Below are 17428 nucleotides of genomic sequence, written 5' to 3'. Positions count from 1 at the left end.
ACGATAGTAGCTCGTCAATCCGCCGAACGCTCTGTTCCGCTCGTCGCCAGATTCCTCTATCTTTTCGCTGATGAATGGAGAGGCAGATTCCGGTGGAGCGAAGCCCCTTCGGTCAGCCAATATGCAGCGTCACGGACTCGATCAGCGCTTTGATCCCGTTCCAGGTGATCTGTACGCCGATACAAACCAGTAAAAAGGACGACAACTGGGTGATTACCGTCATGCCAGTTTGCCCCAGGATTTGCGCCAATCGGTCGGCAAATCGATAGCAGAGCAAGATGCTGATCGCGATCAGCACCAATCCAATGAGTGCCGCCAGGATGGTCACGGGATGGTATGCGTGATGATGAGCCGCGTTCGCGCCGAGTGTGAGCGCGGCTGAGATGGATGCAGGGCCTACGGTCAAGGGCAACGTCAAGGGATAGAATGCCCGGCGGAGTGGGTCCTGCGGCTGGACGGTCGTCTGTACGTCTTGTTTTTCGTCGTCTTTTTGCTTCAGGAGCGACCATCCTGTCGCAATGACGATCAGACCTCCGCCGACCTGGACCACCGGAAGCGAGATTCCGAAGAAGGCAAGCACGTACGTCCCGATAAAATACGTCGCAACCAGAAGGAAAAAACTGTTGACGGCGATGCGCCAGGACAGTTTTTTTCGCGCTTCGGGTGAGTATCCGCTGGTCTGCGCCAGAAAGAAGGGGCTGCCTCCGAGCGGGTCCACGATGGGGAAGAGCGTTACGAGGACGAGAAGTACTGTTTGAGCCGCTTCCTGCATAGGTTCGATCTCGATTGTAGTCGATCTCGATTGCGGTTCAGCCGAGGGACAGTTGCCGAATCATCGTGCCTGCTGGGTGATGCGGCTTCTTTGAGGGGTGCGGATCAGCGGCCGTTGGGGGCGGGGACCATGACGGCGTTGGGATCGACCTTGGGGATACCGAAGTGGCCACTGAGGTGGACGAGGTCGAGGGGGCGGAGTTCGCAGGTGATCTGGATGACGCTCATGTTTCGGGCCGAGCGGGTGAGGACGGTGACGCCGTTGATGTCGGGGCCGGTGAAGTGGAGCCAGAGATCGGTGACGGTGCTGCGGGGCTGGGCGGTGTTGGCGGGGGTCTGGTTGGCGTTGACGAGGTGCTTCCATCCGGCGGTGTGGTAGGCGTTGATGATGGAGTTCATGGTCTCGGGGGTGTAGAAGGCGGGCTGGGGATAGCGGTAGTTGTCGACAGAGATGCCGGTGAGCGCGGCGGCGGCGGCGTTTGCGTCCATGCCTCCGGAAGCGAGGAGGTTCTGCGCGACCTGGAGCATGGAGCGGTCGAAGCTGAAGGAGGTGCGGCTGGCGGGCTGGTCGGCGAGGTTCAGAAGCGCCTCCTGCGTGCCTGGGGGCATGCCGGCGAGCTGGGCGTGCGCAAGCGGCGCGGAGGCAAGAGCGAGGGCGAGGAGGCAGGAGGAGAGATGCAGCTTCATGGCGATTTCACCTGCATGGTTAGACACGGGTTTTGGGCAGGAGTTACCCTGCACCGGGTCCATTATTCTCCTTTGGGGGCACGAGGTCCAGATGACTTGCGCGGCTACTGGGTGGGGCGGGGGGCGAAGTAGCCTTTTTGGGCGCGGACCTTGAAGCGGGGATCGTTGGCCTGGAAGTAGATGGTGCGGAAGGAGCCGTCGGCGACGAGGTTGGCGGGGCGGTAGACGAGGGAGTACTGACTGCGGAGCTCTTCTTCGATGTTGCGGAAGCCGATGGCTACGTCTTCGAGCTTGGTGGGGTAGAAGGCCTGGCCGCCGGTGGCCTCGGAGATGGCTTTGAGGACGTCGTCGCCCTTGTCTTTGCTGGGGCTGATGTTGGTGCTGATGGTGTAGACGATGGTCTGGGCGCGCTGGCACATCTTGATGGCGTCGGACTCCTCGACGCGGCTGTAGTTGTCGTCGCCGTCGGAGACGAGGACGAGGGCGCGGCGGACGGCTCCCTGATCGAGGAGGGTGAGCATCTGGTCTTTGCAGGTCTTGTAGAGGGAGTCGAAGAGAGCGGTACCGCCGCCGGGCCGGAGCTTGCGGATGCCCTGGTTGAGGAGATCGACGTTGTTGGTGAAGTCCTGAGCGACGTCGGTCTGGATGTCAAATCCTTCGACGAAGGCGCGGTCGTTGCGGTGGAGGACCTGGAGGAGGAACTCGATGGCGGAGTCCTGCTCGAACTGGAAGCGCTGGCGAATGGAGCTGGAGGTGTCGAGCATGATGCCGACGCGGAGAGGGAGGTTGGTCTGCTGGGTGAAGCGGAGGACGGCAACGGGAGGATGTCCGTCGTCGAGGAGGCCGAAGTTTTCACGCTTGAGGCCGGTGATGAAGCGGCCTTTCTTGTCGGTGACGGTGAAGATGAGATTGACTTCGTTGGCCTGGATCTTGATGGTCGTGATGGGCTCGTCGGTCGAGGGAGCCTGAGTGTTGCCGTTTTGCGCGGCGGGGAGCGTGGGAGGAGCGGGGGCTGCCTGCTGGGGCGCCGGGGCTTCGGTGATCGGCTTGAGCGGCGAGGCGGGTTCGCTTTGACCGCTGGAGGGCGGACCGACCTGGGGGCTGGATTGGGCGCGGAGGGGGGCGGCAACAGCGAGCAAGGAGAGGAGAAGGGCGGAGCTTTTCAGCGCCAAGATACGGTTGGTTCGGTTATGTGCAGTCACTCGGATGATTTTACTCAACTCCTCGGGAGTTCGCGCGGATTGCCTGAAGGAACGACTCCAGTTCGACAGGGAGGGGCGCGGCGAGGTCCATGGGTTTGTGGGTCTGGGGGTGGGTGAAGGAGAGATGGGCGGCGTGGAGGAAGTTGCGCTCGAGCTGGAGCTCGGGGGCGAGGCCGGGGATGATGTGGGGGGCGCCGTAGAGGGTGTCGCCGACAACGGGGTGGCCGAGGGACTGCATGTGGACGCGGATCTGGTGGGTGCGGCCGGTCTCGATGCGGACTTCGACGAGGGTGAAGGGGATGAAGGGCGTGGTGAGGCGGGCACTTATTCTTTCGAGGACGTGGACGTGGGAGACGGCGGTGCGGCCGTCGGCGCGGCGGGTGGTCATGCGGGTGCGGCGGATGAGGTCGCGGGCGATGGGGAGGTTGACGGTGGTGTCGTCTTTGGCGAGGTGGCCGTGGACGAGGGCGAGATAAGTTTTGGCGACCTGGCGCTGGGAGAACATGTCACCGAGCTTGCGGTGGGTGACGTCGTCTTTGGCGACGAGGATGAGGCCGCTGGTGAGCTTGTCGAGGCGATGGACGATGCCGGGGCGGAGGTCGCCGCCGACGTCGGAGAGCTTGTTGAGATGGAAGAGGAGGGCGTTGACGAGGGTGCCGCGGTTGCGGGCGTCCTCGGTGGCGCCGGAGCCAGCGTGGACCATCATGCCGGCGGGTTTGTTGATGACGGCGAGGTGCTGGTCTTCGTGGATGATGTCGAGGGGGATGTCCTCGGGGATGGCGTGGAGGGGTGCGGGCTGGGGGCTGCCTTCGATCTCGATGGACTCGCCGCCGTGGAGCCTCTGCTTGGGCTTGGCGGTGTGGCCGTCGACGCGGACCTGGGCGTTTTCGATGAGGAGCTGGACGCGGGCGCGGGAGATGTCGGGGATGGCCTGGGCGAGGTACTGGTCGAGGCGGAGGTTGGTGGCGGCGGGGTCGGCGGTGAAGGTGCGGATGCCGGCTTCGGCTTCGGTGTCGTCTTCGAGATCGAGAACGGGGACTGGAAGTGGAGCTGCGGCTTCTTCTGCGCCCCGGGTGGCGACGTATTCGGGACGGACGGTGCGGCGGCGCTGGCCCTTGGGGAGCATATTTTTAGACGGCATGGGAGACCAGCTTTCGGGGCCTCATATAGATGAGACCCGCTGTACCGATCATACCGATGGAGATCCACTGGATGGGGTCGAGGAGGGTGTGGAGGGTGTCGAGGTAGGGGTAGGGCTGGCGAAAGAAGGTGAGAAGGAACTGGATTGCGCCGGTGGCGGCGAGGGCGAGGGCGAAGGTGTCTCCGGGGCGCTGGCTGCGGGGGAGTTGGCGGAGGAGGGCGAGGGTGAGGATGACGGCGGCGATGGCGGCGTAGAGAGGGACGGGATGGAGGCGGGTGGGGTCGGGGGGGATGCGGAGGCCCCAGGGGGGGGTGGGGGGAAGGCCGGCGTCGCTGCCTTCGGCGAGGTGGCCGAGGGCAAGGAAGGCCCAGGCGAGAGTGGCGCAGGGGGACCAGGCGTCCAGCGTGGGCAGGAGCGGGAGATGGCGTAGGCGGAGGTAGAGGATGGCGGCGAGGATCGTGAGCAGGATGCCGGTCGCGGTGAGCGAGGGAAGCATGAGGAGCAGGATGGGGTAGCGGACGAAGCTGTGGGGGTTGGAGAGGATGAGCAGGAGGCGGGAGAGGACGAAGGCGGAGAGGAGGGTGGCGAGGCCGGCGTTCCAGAGTTTTTCGGGGTTGAGACCGGTGGGGATGGCGGTGCGGAGGCTGAGGTTAAGCGCGGCCATGAGGCCCAATGCGGCGAGGACGCCAAAGGTGGGCAGCAGGAGATGGCCGGAGTGAAGGAGGTAGGGGTGCACGGTTGCAGGGGGCCCGCAGTTGGGGCTGGAGAAGAAGAAGACCGACCCGCTGGGCCGTACGTCGAGTCGCTGGTGAACCCGTCTTAGACGGCGGGACCCTGCCGTGGCTCTTTAGGCGTTCCTGACTGGAGGACAGCACACCGAACCATGTATACGAGCCAGGCCCCTGTTCAATGAATATTGGTTCAACCAGCGTAGGTCGCGTACCTGCTTTGCAGGCCGGTGATCTGAGTTGGATGCTAAACGTGTGGGTGCTGCTTTGCAAGTTGCGGGGGTGTGAGGATTAGAAGATGTGTCCTACCGGACGGGCCGCCTGCTCGGCGGGAGGTCACTTCGTGACTTTTGTACCGGTCGGGGTGGGGCTGATTTCTGGGGGCCTCGCGTTGCTCGGCGCGATGATGATTCCGACCAGCGGGAGGAGCTTTGCTGATGATGGTTGCGTGACCGGTATAGAAGTCACGAAGTGACCTCCCGCTGAGTAAGCGGCCCGTCCGGCAGGACAGAATCAGTTTCCTGCTTGCATGGCGGGGGCGGTTTTAACTCGGGCTATCAGCTTTTTGAGTTTGCCCTCGACGTCGGAGCCAGAGCCCAGCATCTCGGAGGTGAGGACGCCGTCGGAGTCGATGGTGAAGTAGTGAGGGATGGCCTCGACGCCGAACTGTTTGCTGAGGTAGTGGTCGGCGTCGCGGTACTGGACCCAGGTCATCTCGTTCTTGTCGATGAACTGCTTCCACTTGGCTTCGTCGGAGTCCCAACTGACGCTGATGATGACGAGTGGCTGGCCGGCAAACTCTTTGGCGATCTTCTTCAGGTGCGGGAGCTCTTCGTTGCAGGGGCCGCACCAGGTGGCCCAGAAGTCGATGAGGACGACGCGGCCGCCCATGGCGTCGAGGTTGAACTTGGTGCCGTCTAGGGCGGTGACGGTAAAGGCGGGGGCCATTTTGGCTAGGGAGAGGGACGGGTTTTCGGCGAAGTGCTGGGTGCGGAGGTAGCTGGGATCGCGCGGGCTGATGCAGCTGAGGCAGGCTTTGAACTGGGTGCCTGCGGCGTCCATCTGGCCGAGGCGGGCGAGGACTTTGCCGTCGAGATAGAGGGCGGTGGCGTTTTTGGGGTCGTCGGCGAGGGCGGATTTGAGGGCGATGTCGGAGGCGTTGAGGAGATCGGATTTGTTCTTGTCTCCGGCCTGGAGGTAGAGGGCGTAGCCGCGGTTGGCTGCAGCGCGGGACTTCTCGGTGGGCGTGGATACGGCGGCTTCGAGCTCGGATGCGGTCGCTGCGGCGTCTTTGAAGCTGCCTACGCGGAGTTCGAAGGCGAAGAGGTCGGAGAGGAGGGCGGCGTCTCTTCCCTGAGCGATTTTATTGGCCTTTTTGTAGGCGTCGATGGCGAAGGGGATCTGGCGTTGCTTAACGAGCTGTTTCGCTTCGGCGATGGCGGATTGGAACTTGGGATTGGATTTGTAGTCTGGGTCGGACTGCGCTTGGAGGAGGGGAAGGCAGAGAAGGAAGAGGAGTGCTGCGAGGGCGGGACGGCGCATCGAGAGGTTCTCCGGGCGATGAGGGACGAGTGTCGATGATCGCAGTGCGGAGGGGGAGATTCAAGAAAAATCGGAGGTTGCGCGCTCTGGGAGCTTGCGCGGACCTACTTCGGATCAGCCGACTTTGCTGGCGAATTAGCCGACTTTGCGGTCTTCGAGGACTTCGTCGAGCATGTGGGCGATGGTGCCGGCACGGTTGCGGAGGGATTGCTGTGAGTGCTGGAGGGTGCCGGCGAGGGAGTCCTGGCGCTGGCGCGCGGTGCAGAGTTCGTCGGCGATGTTGAGGGCAGCGAGGACGGCGACGCGGAGGCTGTCGACGGTGCCACCGTGGGCGGAGACGGCGCGCATCTTGGCGTCGACCATTGCGGCGAGGCGTTCGATGTAGGCGGTGTCGGTGCCGCGGAGGTGGTAGATCTGGTCGTAGATGTCGACCGCGATGGACTGATTTTCTGTCGGCTCGGGCGGGGCCTGCGGGGCTTCGAGAGTCTGGTCCATCGGGTCTCCTTTACGGTTGAATTTAGAGGAGTTCGTCCATCTGCTGGAGCATCTTTTCGACGCGCAGGCGGACGGTTTCACGCTCTTTGGTGAGGGTGGTGAGTTCGCTTTCGACCATGCCGGTGAGGCTCTGCTGTTCGGCTAATTGGGCGCGGAGGGAGGCTACTTCGGCTTCGGCGGTGGCGCGGGCTTCGCGTTCGCGCTTGACGATCTCGACGGCGCGGAGGACTTTTTGCTCTAGCGCCTGGAACTCATCGACGCTGATGGTGGATGTACTCATATCTCTACGAGTATAGACGGCGGGGACGTGGATTTTCCCTGCGGAAAACGCGGGTGGAATCAATCTGGATGCGGATTTTTGCGGGATTAAGTTGGATTGTGATGGAGGGTGCGGTTTTAGAGGGGGTTTGCGTGTTTGGGTGGTGTTTTTTGCTGGTGAGTTGTGGTGATTCGCGTGGTGGGATGTGGTGCGTTGCTGGTGGGTTTTATGGTGGTGGGAGAGTACGACAGGGTTTTGGGATTTATTTTTTGGAAGGCAAGGCGCCTGCGCGGCGGGCGGTCACTTCGTGACTTTCATACCGCGTCGCGTGGGCCTCCCGCTGGTCGGCGGAAGAATCTTTCGGGCGACCAACGGGAGCGGCGACCGGCCTAGCTGGCTGCGCCGTCGCGGATGGTGCCGCCGAGGTTGGTGAGGGTGGCGATGATGCGGGACCACCAGTCGGTGAGCTCGTCTTCGCGGAGGGTGCGGTCGTGAGATTGGAAGACGGCGCGGAGGAGGATGGAGTAGACGCCGGGAAACTTCTTGGCGTCGCGAAAGAGCTCGATCGGCTTGAGGCTCTGCAGTTCCGGGATGGCGAGGGCGTGGATGGCGGAGGCGAGGGTGTGCCACTGCATCGCGTCGGGGAAGACGAAGGAGAAGTCGCGCTCGACGGCCTGGAAGCGGGAGAGGTCGTGGGCGGTGACCTGTTTGAGGGGAAGCTCGTAGAGGGCGGCGAGGTCGAGCTGGGCGAGGTAGATGGGCTGGCGGAGCTTGCGGGCGTCGCGCTGGGTGTGGACGAGTTCGCCGAGGTAGGCGATGGGGTGGTTGTTGAGAAGGGCGGTGGCGGAGCGGCCAGGCTGGAGCCAGGTGGGGGCTTCGGCGGTGAAGGAGAGAGCGGCGGGGCCGCCGAGGGGGGTGAAGAGGGAGACCAGGGATTCGATGGCGCCCTTGAGCTCGAAGAAGAGCGGGGCCTGGGCGGCGTAGCGGTCGGCGGTGGTTGGGGCGCCGGTGAGGCCGAGGGAGAGCTGGGGGGCCTCGTGGACGGCATCGATGGACCCGCTGTCGGGGAGGATGGTGCCGGTGAAGATGTGGCCTTGCTCGAAGATGCGTACGTCTTTGACGTCGCGGTTGAGGTTGTGGGCGAGCATGGCGGCCATGCCGGGGATGAGGGAGGGGCGGAGGAGCGAGGCTTCTTCAGAGAGGGGGTTCTCCATGGGGACTACTTGTGGGGTGAAGGAAGGCGGATCGCTGGCGCGATTGCCCACCTTAGCGGCCAAAGGCGGCCGCGAAGGTTCTGCCGCAGGCGCCGATGGGGCACCCAGTTCTTGGGCGCTGTCAGATGAGGTACCCGACTCTTGGGTGGGGTGTGATGGGGTGCCCGGATTGTTCTGATGGCTGGGGTTTGGGGTGTGGAAGAGGTCGGAGTCTTGTTGGCTGGCGAAGGTGGTGGAGATGGATTCGGAGAAGCCGAGGGCGAGGAGGCGGTTGCGGACGGCGGCTTCTTTGGCGGCGATGGGGTGGGCGATGACGATGCCGGGGGTGGGGAGGGTGTTGGCGAAGCGGTTGTAGCCGTAGACGCGGGCGACCTCTTCGATGAGGTCGATCTCGCGCTCGAGGTCGAGACGCCAGGAGGGGAGCTGGACTTCGAAGAGGTCGGCCTGGGTGTCTGCGAGGGCCAGGGTGTCTGAATCTTCGGTGCTTTCGGCGGGGGTGCTCGCTTCTTCGTCTACGTAGGGGGCAAGGGCGTCGATGGGCATGAGGCCGCCGTTGAAGGCGAGGGGATCTTCGAGCATGAAGGGGGCGGAGAGTCTCTCGAGGATGCTTCGGGAGTCTGCGGTGTTTTTGGAGGCTGCGGTGTCGCTTGAGGCGACGGTGCCTGCTCTTCCCTGCTGCTCGACGGTTCCGTCTTTTGCGGTGAGGATGCAGCCTAGCGAGGTGAGGTATTGGTGGATGAGCTGGGGGGTGAGGGCGGAGTGGGTGGGGGTGTCGTCGAGGGTGGTGCCGAGGTGGCGCTGGACTTGGCGGACGGAGAGGGTGATGGGGGGGCGCGAGGCGGTGCGGGCGGCGATCTCGGGGATGACGATGTCGATGAGTGCGCCTTCGGGGTGGCCTCCGCTGTTGAGGATGAACTGGGAGACGAGGGCATTGGCGGTGGGGGCGGCGTTGAAGTCGGCTCCGCGTTCGAAGCGGTGGGAGGCGTCGGTGTGGAGGCCGTGGCGGCGGGCGGAGCGGCGGACGGTGGCCTGATCGAACCAGGCGGCTTCGACGAGGATGTTTTTGGTCTCCGGGGTGATCATGGAGTCCCAGCCGCCCATGACTCCGGCGAGGGCGAGGGCTTTCTTTTCGTCGGCGACGACGAGGTCGTCGGCTTCGAGGGTGCGGTCGGTGCCGTCGAGGAGCTTGATGTTTTCGCCCTTCTTGGCGAGGCGGACGACGATGCCGCCTTCGATCTTGTCGAGGTCGAAGGCGTGGGTGGGATGGCCCATGTCGAGGAGGACGAAGTTGCTGGCGTCGACGGCATTGGAGATGAGTTTCTGGCCGAGGGCCTGGAAGTACTCGGCGATGTGGCCGGTGGTGGGGACGATAGTGACGCCGCGGAGGACCTGGGCGGTGAAGCGGCCGCAGAGATGTTTGGCTTCGGCTTCGATGCGGATGGGGAATGGGTGGGCAGCGGTGGGGGTGGGCAGCTCGGTGTGGAAGGGGAGGAGCGGGACGTCGTAGATGGTGGCGATCTCGCGGGCGATGCCGTGGTGGTTCATGGCGTCGACGCGGTTAGTGGTGATGTCCATCTCGAAGAGGTGCCCGTTGGGCTTGCGGTCGCCGAAGAGCGGGGTGCCGGCTTCTCCGACGAGGTGGACGCCTTCGACGGCGATGCCGCGGAGGGTGAGGTCTTCGGCGAGTTGGTGGTCGTCTACGGTGACGTCGGGGACGGCGGTGCGGAGCCAGTGGGTCAGAATCTTCATGGTGGACGGTTTCTAGTCTAAATGTTTGGGGGTGGGGCGGAGGCTAGAAGCATGGCCTTCAGGCGTGGGGCGAACATTTTGTGGGAGGTCTGCGTATCGAGGGGTGTTCCTAAAGTTGAAAGAGAGAGTGGAGACGATATGTGGATGCGATCTTTGGTGCGTGCGATTTTGGTGGGAGCTTTTGTGTGGATGGGTGGGGTTACTTTCGCGAGTGCTCAGGGTGTGGCTTCGCTCGATAGCATTAAGAGTCAGGAAGAGTTGACGCGGGCGGTTCAGTCGCTGGATACGCAGTTGTTCGATGCTTATAACAACTGCGACATCGATAAGCTTGGGGCGATGGTGACCGATGACCTGGAGTTTTATCACGACAAGACCGGGCTTGCGGTGGGGAAGAAGAAATTTACGGACAGCATTCGGAACAATATCTGCGGGAAGTTGAGGCGGGAGCTGGTGGCTGGGTCGCTGGAGGTGTATCCGCTGCATGGATACGGGGCCATGGAGATGGGAACGCATCGGTTTTATCATCCGGGCATGCAGGAGCATGAGGTGGTTGGGGAGGCGAAGTTCGTTATGCTGTGGCAGTACAAGGATGGGGCGTGGAAGCTGACAAGGGTGATCAGCTATGACCATGGGGCAGCGAAGTAATGGGTTGGCAAGATGCTGGCTTGCATGGGGATGGGTGGTGCGGCGATGATGGCTTGCAGGTTTGAGAGGGTGGTGCGGGATGCGTGGATTGCGGATGATGGTGTTGCTGGGGATGGTCTGCGGTGTGGCTGGGGCGCAGCAAGGTGGGTGGAAGCCGGCGGCGGGGCTGACGACGTTGCCGCTTTGGCCGGGTGCGGCTCCGGGGCCGAGTACGACGACGGGGCCGGAGGAGGATCAGGCTAAGGCGACCGATAAGCCGATTGCGGGGAGGCCGATTATTCGGCTGGGGAATGTGTCGGTGCCGACGCTGACGGTGTATCCGGCGAAGGGGAAGAGTACGGGTGCGGGGGTGGTGGTGTTTCCGGGTGGCGGGTACAGCATTCTGGCGATCGACCTGGAGGGGACGGAGGTTTGCGACTGGCTGACGTCGCGAGGGGTGGCGTGTCTGCTGGTGAAGTACAGGGTTCCGGGAACGGGGCCGTATCCGAAGTCGGCGGCGGCGCTGGAGGATGCGCAGCGGGCGGTGGGGATGGTGAGGGAGCATGCGGCGGAGTGGAAGATCGATCCGAAGCGGGTGGGGGTGCTGGGGTTTTCTGCCGGTGGGCACCTGGCGGCGGCGGTGAGTACGCACTATGAGACGAGGCTGTATCCGCGGGTGGATGCGGCGGACGATCTGAGCTGCAGGCCGGACTTTGCGGTGGTGGTGTATCCGGGGTACCTGGCGATTGAGGAGAAGGGGATGGAGTTTACGGCGGATATTCCGGTTACGAAGGAGACGCCGCCGACGTTCCTGGTGCAGGCGGAGGACGATCCGGTGCATGTGGAGAATGCGGTGGAGTACTTTATGGCGCTGAAGAAGGCGGGGGTGGAGACGGAGCTGCACGTGTACTCGAAGGGCGGGCACGGATATGGGCTGCGGCGGACGGAGCTTCCGGTGACGGGGTGGCCGGACCTGGTGGATGTGTGGATGAAGACGATTGGGGTGGTGAAGAAGTAGATTTGGTGCGGGATTGGGCCGGGCAATCGGTTATGCTCGGGAGACGATTTGGATGTTCACTTTAGAGCCTGAAAGGTTTGGCTATGTTTCGATTGCTGCTGCACTGGATTTTGAATGCCGTGGCGCTGCTGGTGGTGGCGCACTTTGTGCAAGGGTTCGACGTGAGCAATGTGGTGTCGGCGCTGATTGCGGTGGTGGTGATTGGATTGTTCAACGCGACGCTGGGGCTGTTTCTGAAGGTGATTGCGCTGCCGCTGGGGATTATCAGCTTTGGGCTGTTTTTCCTGGTGATCAATGCGGTGGTGTTGTGGTTTTCGAGTAAGTTTGTGCCGGGGTTTGCCGTGACGACGTTCAAGGCGGCTTTTCTGGGGGCGCTGGCGCTGGCGGTGCTGCATCTGTTGTTTGGGTTTGTGGGGAGTGCGGTGAGTAAGCGGGTTTGACGGATGTGGCCTGCCAGCCGGGCTCCTACGCGGAGAGCGGTCACTTCGTGACTTGTATACCCCTTTGGGTGGGGCTCCCGTTGGTCGCTTGAATCTTTGTGATGACGATAGGGAGGGCTATGCTACCCGGTCTGCTTCGTGTGGGACTGCGTAGGGATGCGACTGCTGCAGGATGGGCAGGATGAGCTGCAGGACGGAGGGGACGATCGCTTCGGCGGGTGGGTGGTTGGGGGTGTTGAACCACTGTTTGACGGCGCCGTAGATGGCCCAGCTGGCGGTGGTGGCGATCATGTCGGCCGAGACGACGGGGGTGGGTTCGATGTCCTTGATGCCGCGGGCGAGGACGCGGTGGATGGCAGAGATCATGGCCGCATCGACGAGGGGCTGGAAGGCGTTCTGGCGGCCGCAGGCGGAGGAGTCGGCGTGATTTTGGGTGAGGTAGTCGCAGGCGGCGAGGATGATGGCGCCGGCGGCAGAGGGGCAGGTTCCGTCGAAGAGGACGTTGCGCTCGTGGAGGAGTTTGTGGAAGCCTCCGCCGACGAGGGCCTCGAGGAGAGAGAACTTGTCGGTATAGTGGTCGTAGAAGGTGGCGCGGTTGACGGTGGCGGCTTCGGCGATGTCCTGAACGGAGATTTCGTCGAAGGCCTTTGTTTGCATGAGGCTGGAGAGCGCTCCCTGGAGGAGCTGGCGGGTGCGCCGGATGCGTGGATCGCGTACTTCGCAGTCTGAGATCGGCACGGGCATCCTCTATTAGAGGTTATCAAATAGAGGTTATCAAACGGGAAAAGAATCCAGAAAAAGAATCTCTAAAACGACGACTGTCGTCTAAGCTATACGACTTGTGTTGCCTAAGCGGCACACGTCGATAAGGAGATTGGACTATGGCGAAGTTACTGCATCTGGATTCGAGCCCGTTAGAAGCCTCTATTAGCCGCGAGTTGACGCGCGAGTTCGTCACGACATGGAAGGCTGCTCATCCGGGCGGCGAGGTGATCTATCGCGATGTGGCGGCGCATGCGTCGAAGCCGCTGGATGCGACGTGGATCTTTGCTGGATTTACCCCTGACGATGCGCGTACGCCGGAGCAGACGGCAGCGCTTGCCAACTCCGAAGAACTGATCGGCGAGTTGGAGAGCGCAGACGAGTATGTGCTGGGCGTGGCGATGCATAACTTCTCGATCCCTGCGACGCTGAAGCTCTGGATCGACCAGGTGGCGCGCCGCGGACGGACGTTCAGCTATGGCGCGAACGGGCCGGAGGGTCTTCTGAAGGGAAAGAAGGCTACGGTTCTGATTGCGAGTGGAGGCGTGTACGAAGCCGGTACTCCGATGGCGGCATATAACTTTGTTGAGCCGTACCTGAAGACGATCCTGGGATTCATCGGGGTGACCGATGTGACCTTTGTTGCGGCTGGCGGCGCGGCGCAGGTGATGATGGGCACGGTGGATCGGGATACGTTCCTGAAGCCGACCCTGGAGCAGATTCGCAGCGTGGCAGCGTAAGCACTGAGGGATGAAGGAGGAGGCTCTATGAAGATTGCGGTATTGGTAGCGCGTGTCCTGCTGGGACTGCTGTTTCTGGTCTTCGGCCTGAATGGGTTTCTTCACTTCATCCCGATGCCTCCGCCGACGGGTTTGGCGGGGCAGTATATGGGTGCGTTGTTTGTGTCGCATTACCTGGTGGTGGTGTTTCTGCTGCAGATAGTGGGCGGAGCGCTGCTGCTGGCGGGACGGTATATTCCGCTGGCGCTGCTGTTGCTTGGTCCGGTGCTGGTGAACATTGTGCTATTTCACTCGTTCATGGCTCCGGAGGGTCTGCCGATCGCGCTGTTTGCCACGGTGCTTTGGCTGATTGTGTTTGCCGGAGTGCGGAGCGCGTTTGCTGGGGTGTTTGCGCAGCGGGTTGCGGTTTAGATATGGCCTGACGGCCGGTCGCCCTGCGCGGGCGGCGATCACTTCGTGATTTGTATATCCCTTTGGGTGCTGCTCCCGATGGTCGCCTGAATCTTTGTGCCGACCATCGGGAGGACTGCGCGACGCGGTATAGAAATCACGAAGTGATCGCCCGCTGCGCAGGCGCTTTCTAGGCGAATTGTTCTAAGAAGCGCATGTCGCCGGAGTAGAAGTAGCCGATGTCGGAGATGCCGTGCTGGATCATGGCGATGCGTTCGACGCCCATGCCGAAGGCGAAGCCAGTGATCTTTTCGGGGTTGTGGGCGTCGTCGGCGGGGTCTAGCTTGCGGCGTTCGGCGGTGACTGCGGCGAAGACGGCAGGGTCGACCATGCCGCATCCTAGGAGTTCGATCCAGCCGGAGTGTTTGCACTTGCGGCAGCCCTTGCCTCCGCAGAAGATGCAGGAGATTTGAACGTCCGCCGATGGTTCGGTGAAGGGGAAGAAGCTAGGGAAGAAGCGGGTTTTGACGTCGCTGCCGAAGAGGGCCTTCATGGCGTGGTCGAGGGTTCCCTTGAGATCAGAGAAGGTGATGTTGGTGTCGACGCAGAGGCCCTCGATCTGGTGGAAGATGGGGGAGTGGGTGGCGTCGGCGGCGTCGTTGCGGTGGACCTTGCCGGGGATGACGATGCGGATGGGCGGGGCGCTGGCGATCATGGTGCGGATCTGCACGGGCGAGGTGTGGGTGCGCATGAGGAGGCGGTCGCGCGAGGGGCGGGATTGCTGGGCGGCGATGACGAGGGTGTCCTGGGTGTCGCGGGCGGGGTGGTTCTCGGGGAAGTTGAGGGCTTCGAAGTTGTAGAAGTCGGACTCGACCTGGGGGCCGAGGTTGGTGCTGTAGCCGAGATGGTGGAAGACGGAGACGATCTCGTGCATGGTCTTGAGGAGGGGGTGGGGGATGCCGGGGGTGCGAAGGGTGCCGGGGAGGGTGATGTCGATTCCCTGCACTGCTGATTTTGCAGGTGCGGATGCCGGGGCTTCGAGGGTGGCTTCGATCTGCTGCTTGAGCTGGTTGAAGCGGATGCCGAGGGCTTTTTTGGCTTCGGGTGGGGCGGATTTCAGCCAGGCTTCGCTGATGAGTTTGAGGCGGCCCTGTTTGCGGCCGAGCCAGTGGAGACGGAAGGCCTCGGGGTCGGTGCTGGCGGTTGCGGCGGCGGTGGTGCGGACCTCGTCGGCGAGGGTGGTGAAGGCGGCGTCGAGGGAGGCGTCGTCGAAGTGCTGCAACGCTGTGATTTCGTCGGTCATTTGTCTTCTAGGGTAAACGAAACGACGTTCGAGGGGCTCGGGCGGAGGATTTTTGGGGGAGGCTACGGTGGGTCTGACCTGGGCGCCGGATGTACTTCGGTACCCAGGTCTGGGGGGAGGGCTGGGTTGAGGTTGTTAGCTGGCTTTGCCGGAGACGGCGGTGCCAGCGGTGTGAGTTGCGGAGAGGGACGCCTCGATGAGGAAGGGACGGGATCTGGTCTCTTTTCGCCAGACGCGGATCATATCCAGGGTCTCGGCCTGGGTGATCTTGGCGACCGTGGTGAAACGCTCACCGGCCTTGGCGTTCATCGGGCGAACGATCATCGCGGCCTTGGCGCCGGGACGGATTCGCAGGAAGACTCCACCGACCCTTCTTGAGGTAGGGGCGGGCGGGGTGGTCGCCATCCTGATTTCGCCGTCTGGCTTCATGTTGCGCAGCGCGTATACGGCGCAGCTTCCATCTTTGAGGAGCTCTCGAACGAGATCCTTTACGAGTTCGGACTGATTCGCCGGGAACTCGATACCATGCACATTGGGCATTTGCATGCCTCCCTTCTGACTACAGATTCATGCTAGCGAGTCAGATATAAGTAGTTCGTAAAGAGCTACTTGGGGCCTGCGGCTGGGAACGGCTTAGAGGGCGGAGAGGACGATGGCGAGGACTAGGACTCCGAGGAAGAGGCTGCGGCGGTCGGTGATGGCGTAGACGACGGGATCTTCGTTGAGCTGGCCGCGGGAGGCCTGGAGCCAGAGGCGGCTGATCCAGAGGAGAAGGACGGGGATGAGGAGCCAGAGGCGCTGGGTGTGGGTGTAGAGCTGGGCGGCGTCGAGGTTGGAGATGTAGAGGGTGAGGACGACGACGGAGGCGTATCCGCTGGCGGAGCCGAAGCTGCGGAGCTGCTCGATGTCGGCAACGTGATAGCCGCGGCCACCTGCGCTGGCGCCGCCACGTTCGCGGAGACTTTCGAGTTCGGCGAAGCGTTTGACGAAGGCGAGGGAGAGGAAGAAGAAGATGCTGAAGCTGCCGAGCCAGGTGGAGGCGATGATTCCGGTGGCGGCGGAGCCGGCGAGGATGCGGATGGTGTAGAGGCCGGAGAGGACGATGACGTCAACAAGGACGGCGCGTTTGAGACGCAGCGAGTAGGCGAGGGTGGTGACGAGATAGATGCCCAGCCAGACGAGGAAGTGATGCGGGCGGGCGAGCGCGGAGGCTGGTGAGAGGGCTGTGATGGCTCCGGGGATGAGCAGGGCGAGGATGAGGGAGCAGACGAGGAAGAGAGCGACGACGAGGATGCCGGAGAGGGCGGAGAGATCTCCGGAGGCGAAGGGACGGCGGCGTTTGCGGGGGTGCTGGCGGTCGGCTTCGAGGTCGAGGAGGTCGTTGACGATGTAGGTGGCGGAGGCGCAGAGGCCGAAGCTGAGGAAGGCGAGAGCGGATGCGGCGAGGAGACCGGGGGTCCAGGCGTGGGCGAGCAGGAGGGGGAGGAAGATGAGGACGTTTTTGGCCCACTGGTGGAGGCGGATGGCTTTGGGCCAGGCGCGGAGTGGAGAGACACGCTCTTCGAAGCTGCGGACGGGGGTGATGTTGGCTTTGCGCAGGGCGGCGCTGAGGGCCGGGGTGGGGTTGGCCACCATGGGCTGACGGCAGTGCTGGAGGAGGGTGAGGTCGGGCGAGGCGTTGCCGATGTAGGAGAAGTTGTCGCCGAACTGGGACTGGAAGGCGGCGAGCTTGTTTTTGCCGGCGAGGTTGAGCTGGCCGTCGGAGGCGAGAACTCCGCTGAAGATACCGAGGTGGGCGGCGACGCGGTGGGCGGTGGCGGCATCGGCGGCGGTGGCGAGGTAGATGGGGCGGCCGGTGGCGTGCTGCTGCTCGAGGTACTGGAGGAGCTCGCGGTTGTAGGGGAGGTGGGCGACGTCGAGCTGGACGATGGCGGCCAAGTGCTGCTTGAGGGCTGCTTTGCCCTGGAGGAGCCAGCCGGGGATCTTGAGGATATCCATGGGGCGATGGCGGGCGACGGCGAGGGCGGAGTCGTGGAGGGTGTCCGACTTGACGAGGGTGCCGTCGAGGTCAACGCAGAGCGCGGGGAGTGCGGAGAGGTCGAGTTCTTCGGCAGCGGTTGGCAAAAGGATCCTTCCTTACGTCTAAGAAGATTATGGACGACGCGATCTAGGCTGCGTAAGTGTTTCGGCTGGCTGGCGTGATGGCTTCGGCGGTTCCATGGTTCTAGGTTCAAGCACAAGAAAAGATAAAGAAGTTTTGACGGCTATCTGAAGCTGTATGAGCGACTCCCACCATTATCAAGTATTCTTTAATCTCTGGAACAAATAACCGTTTTACGGCGTAGTGAAATTTACGGCGCAAT

At 62.9% G+C, this 17428-nt stretch carries 18 protein-coding genes; 5 read left to right on the top strand and 13 right to left on the bottom strand.

What is annotated here, in order from left to right; translation table 11 throughout:
• Positions 1-112 precede the first annotated feature (112 nt).
• The 9 genes from GSQ82_RS04990 to GSQ82_RS04950 all read right to left on the bottom strand — a co-directional run bounded on the left by GSQ82_RS04990 (position 113) and on the right by GSQ82_RS04950 (position 9788).
• A complete protein-coding gene (locus tag GSQ82_RS04990; RefSeq protein WP_158790897.1) occupies positions 113-772 on the bottom strand; it encodes a MarC family protein in 660 nt (219 codons plus the stop codon).
• Between the two features lie 104 nt (positions 773-876).
• Positions 877-1458: a hypothetical protein gene (locus tag GSQ82_RS04985; RefSeq protein WP_158790896.1), complete on the bottom strand. Its 582-nt coding sequence runs from the start codon at positions 1456-1458 to the stop codon at positions 877-879.
• A gap of 104 nt (positions 1459-1562) precedes the next feature.
• Positions 1563-2630, bottom strand: a complete 1068-nt coding sequence (locus GSQ82_RS04980) for a VWA domain-containing protein (RefSeq protein ID WP_254061430.1) — start codon at positions 2628-2630, stop codon at positions 1563-1565.
• Positions 2631-2670: 40 nt separating this feature from the next.
• Positions 2671-3801, bottom strand: coding sequence for an RluA family pseudouridine synthase (locus GSQ82_RS04975; protein WP_158790895.1), 1131 nt, complete (start codon positions 3799-3801; stop codon positions 2671-2673).
• Positions 3791-4537: a prolipoprotein diacylglyceryl transferase family protein gene (locus tag GSQ82_RS04970; RefSeq protein WP_158790894.1), complete on the bottom strand. Its 747-nt coding sequence runs from the start codon at positions 4535-4537 to the stop codon at positions 3791-3793. The genes GSQ82_RS04975 and GSQ82_RS04970 overlap by 11 nt, the downstream gene beginning before the upstream one ends.
• Before the next feature lie 505 nt (positions 4538-5042).
• Complete coding sequence (locus tag GSQ82_RS04965) at positions 5043-6071, bottom strand: TlpA disulfide reductase family protein (protein WP_158790893.1); 1029 nt, start codon at positions 6069-6071, stop codon at positions 5043-5045.
• A 135-nt stretch (positions 6072-6206) separates the two neighbouring features.
• Complete coding sequence (locus GSQ82_RS04960; protein WP_158790892.1) at positions 6207-6566, bottom strand: cell division protein ZapA; 360 nt, start codon at positions 6564-6566, stop codon at positions 6207-6209.
• A gap of 22 nt (positions 6567-6588) precedes the next feature.
• Positions 6589-6846, bottom strand: a complete 258-nt coding sequence (locus tag GSQ82_RS04955) for a hypothetical protein (protein ID WP_158790891.1) — start codon at positions 6844-6846, stop codon at positions 6589-6591.
• A 368-nt stretch (positions 6847-7214) separates the two neighbouring features.
• Positions 7215-9788 (bottom strand): phenylalanine--tRNA ligase subunit beta, encoded by a 2574-nt coding sequence (locus GSQ82_RS04950; RefSeq protein ID WP_158790890.1) that lies wholly within the window; start codon positions 9786-9788, stop codon positions 7215-7217.
• A 144-nt stretch (positions 9789-9932) separates the two neighbouring features.
• Here GSQ82_RS04950 and GSQ82_RS04945 point away from each other — a divergent pair, with 144 nt between their 5' ends.
• The 3 genes from GSQ82_RS04945 to GSQ82_RS04935 all read left to right on the top strand — a co-directional run bounded on the left by GSQ82_RS04945 (position 9933) and on the right by GSQ82_RS04935 (position 11870).
• Positions 9933-10433 (top strand): nuclear transport factor 2 family protein, encoded by a 501-nt coding sequence (locus tag GSQ82_RS04945; protein ID WP_254061429.1) that lies wholly within the window; start codon positions 9933-9935, stop codon positions 10431-10433.
• 79 nt (positions 10434-10512) lie between these two features.
• Positions 10513-11430 carry an alpha/beta hydrolase gene (locus GSQ82_RS04940; RefSeq protein ID WP_254061428.1) on the top strand — a complete coding sequence of 306 codons (918 nt, stop codon included), beginning with the start codon at positions 10513-10515 and terminating at the stop codon, positions 11428-11430.
• Positions 11431-11513: 83 nt separating this feature from the next.
• On the top strand, positions 11514-11870 hold the full coding sequence (locus tag GSQ82_RS04935; RefSeq protein ID WP_158790889.1) for a phage holin family protein: 357 nt from the start codon (positions 11514-11516) through the stop codon (positions 11868-11870).
• 117 nt (positions 11871-11987) lie between these two features.
• Here GSQ82_RS04935 and GSQ82_RS04930 read toward each other — a convergent pair whose 3' ends face one another.
• Positions 11988-12608, bottom strand: coding sequence for a TetR/AcrR family transcriptional regulator (locus tag GSQ82_RS04930; protein WP_216847019.1), 621 nt, complete (start codon positions 12606-12608; stop codon positions 11988-11990).
• Positions 12609-12751: 143 nt separating this feature from the next.
• Here GSQ82_RS04930 and GSQ82_RS04925 point away from each other — a divergent pair, with 143 nt between their 5' ends.
• Both GSQ82_RS04925 and GSQ82_RS04920 read left to right on the top strand, forming a co-directional pair.
• Positions 12752-13372, top strand: coding sequence for an FMN-dependent NADH-azoreductase (locus GSQ82_RS04925; RefSeq protein WP_158790887.1), 621 nt, complete (start codon positions 12752-12754; stop codon positions 13370-13372).
• Between the two features lie 27 nt (positions 13373-13399).
• Complete coding sequence (locus GSQ82_RS04920; protein WP_158790886.1) at positions 13400-13783, top strand: hypothetical protein; 384 nt, start codon at positions 13400-13402, stop codon at positions 13781-13783.
• 169 nt (positions 13784-13952) lie between these two features.
• Here the strand turns inward: GSQ82_RS04920 and pheS are convergent, their stop codons facing one another.
• From pheS to GSQ82_RS04905, 3 genes are all read right to left on the bottom strand, one after another.
• Positions 13953-15065, bottom strand: a complete 1113-nt coding sequence (pheS, locus tag GSQ82_RS04915; protein ID WP_158790885.1) for a phenylalanine--tRNA ligase subunit alpha — start codon at positions 15063-15065, stop codon at positions 13953-13955.
• A gap of 135 nt (positions 15066-15200) precedes the next feature.
• Entirely contained in the window at positions 15201-15605 is a 405-nt protein-coding gene (locus GSQ82_RS04910) for a CRISPR-associated protein Cas5 (RefSeq protein ID WP_254061427.1), read from the bottom strand.
• A gap of 93 nt (positions 15606-15698) precedes the next feature.
• On the bottom strand, positions 15699-17189 hold the full coding sequence (locus tag GSQ82_RS04905; RefSeq protein ID WP_158790884.1) for a UbiA family prenyltransferase: 1491 nt from the start codon (positions 17187-17189) through the stop codon (positions 15699-15701).
• Positions 17190-17428 lie beyond the last annotated feature (239 nt).

The sequence above is a fragment of the Granulicella sp. L60 genome (assembly GCF_009765825.1).
Lineage (GTDB): Bacteria > Acidobacteriota > Terriglobia > Terriglobales > Acidobacteriaceae > Edaphobacter.
Note: the sequence above shows the minus strand (reverse complement) of the source record. Positions and strands in the feature narration are given on the sequence as shown.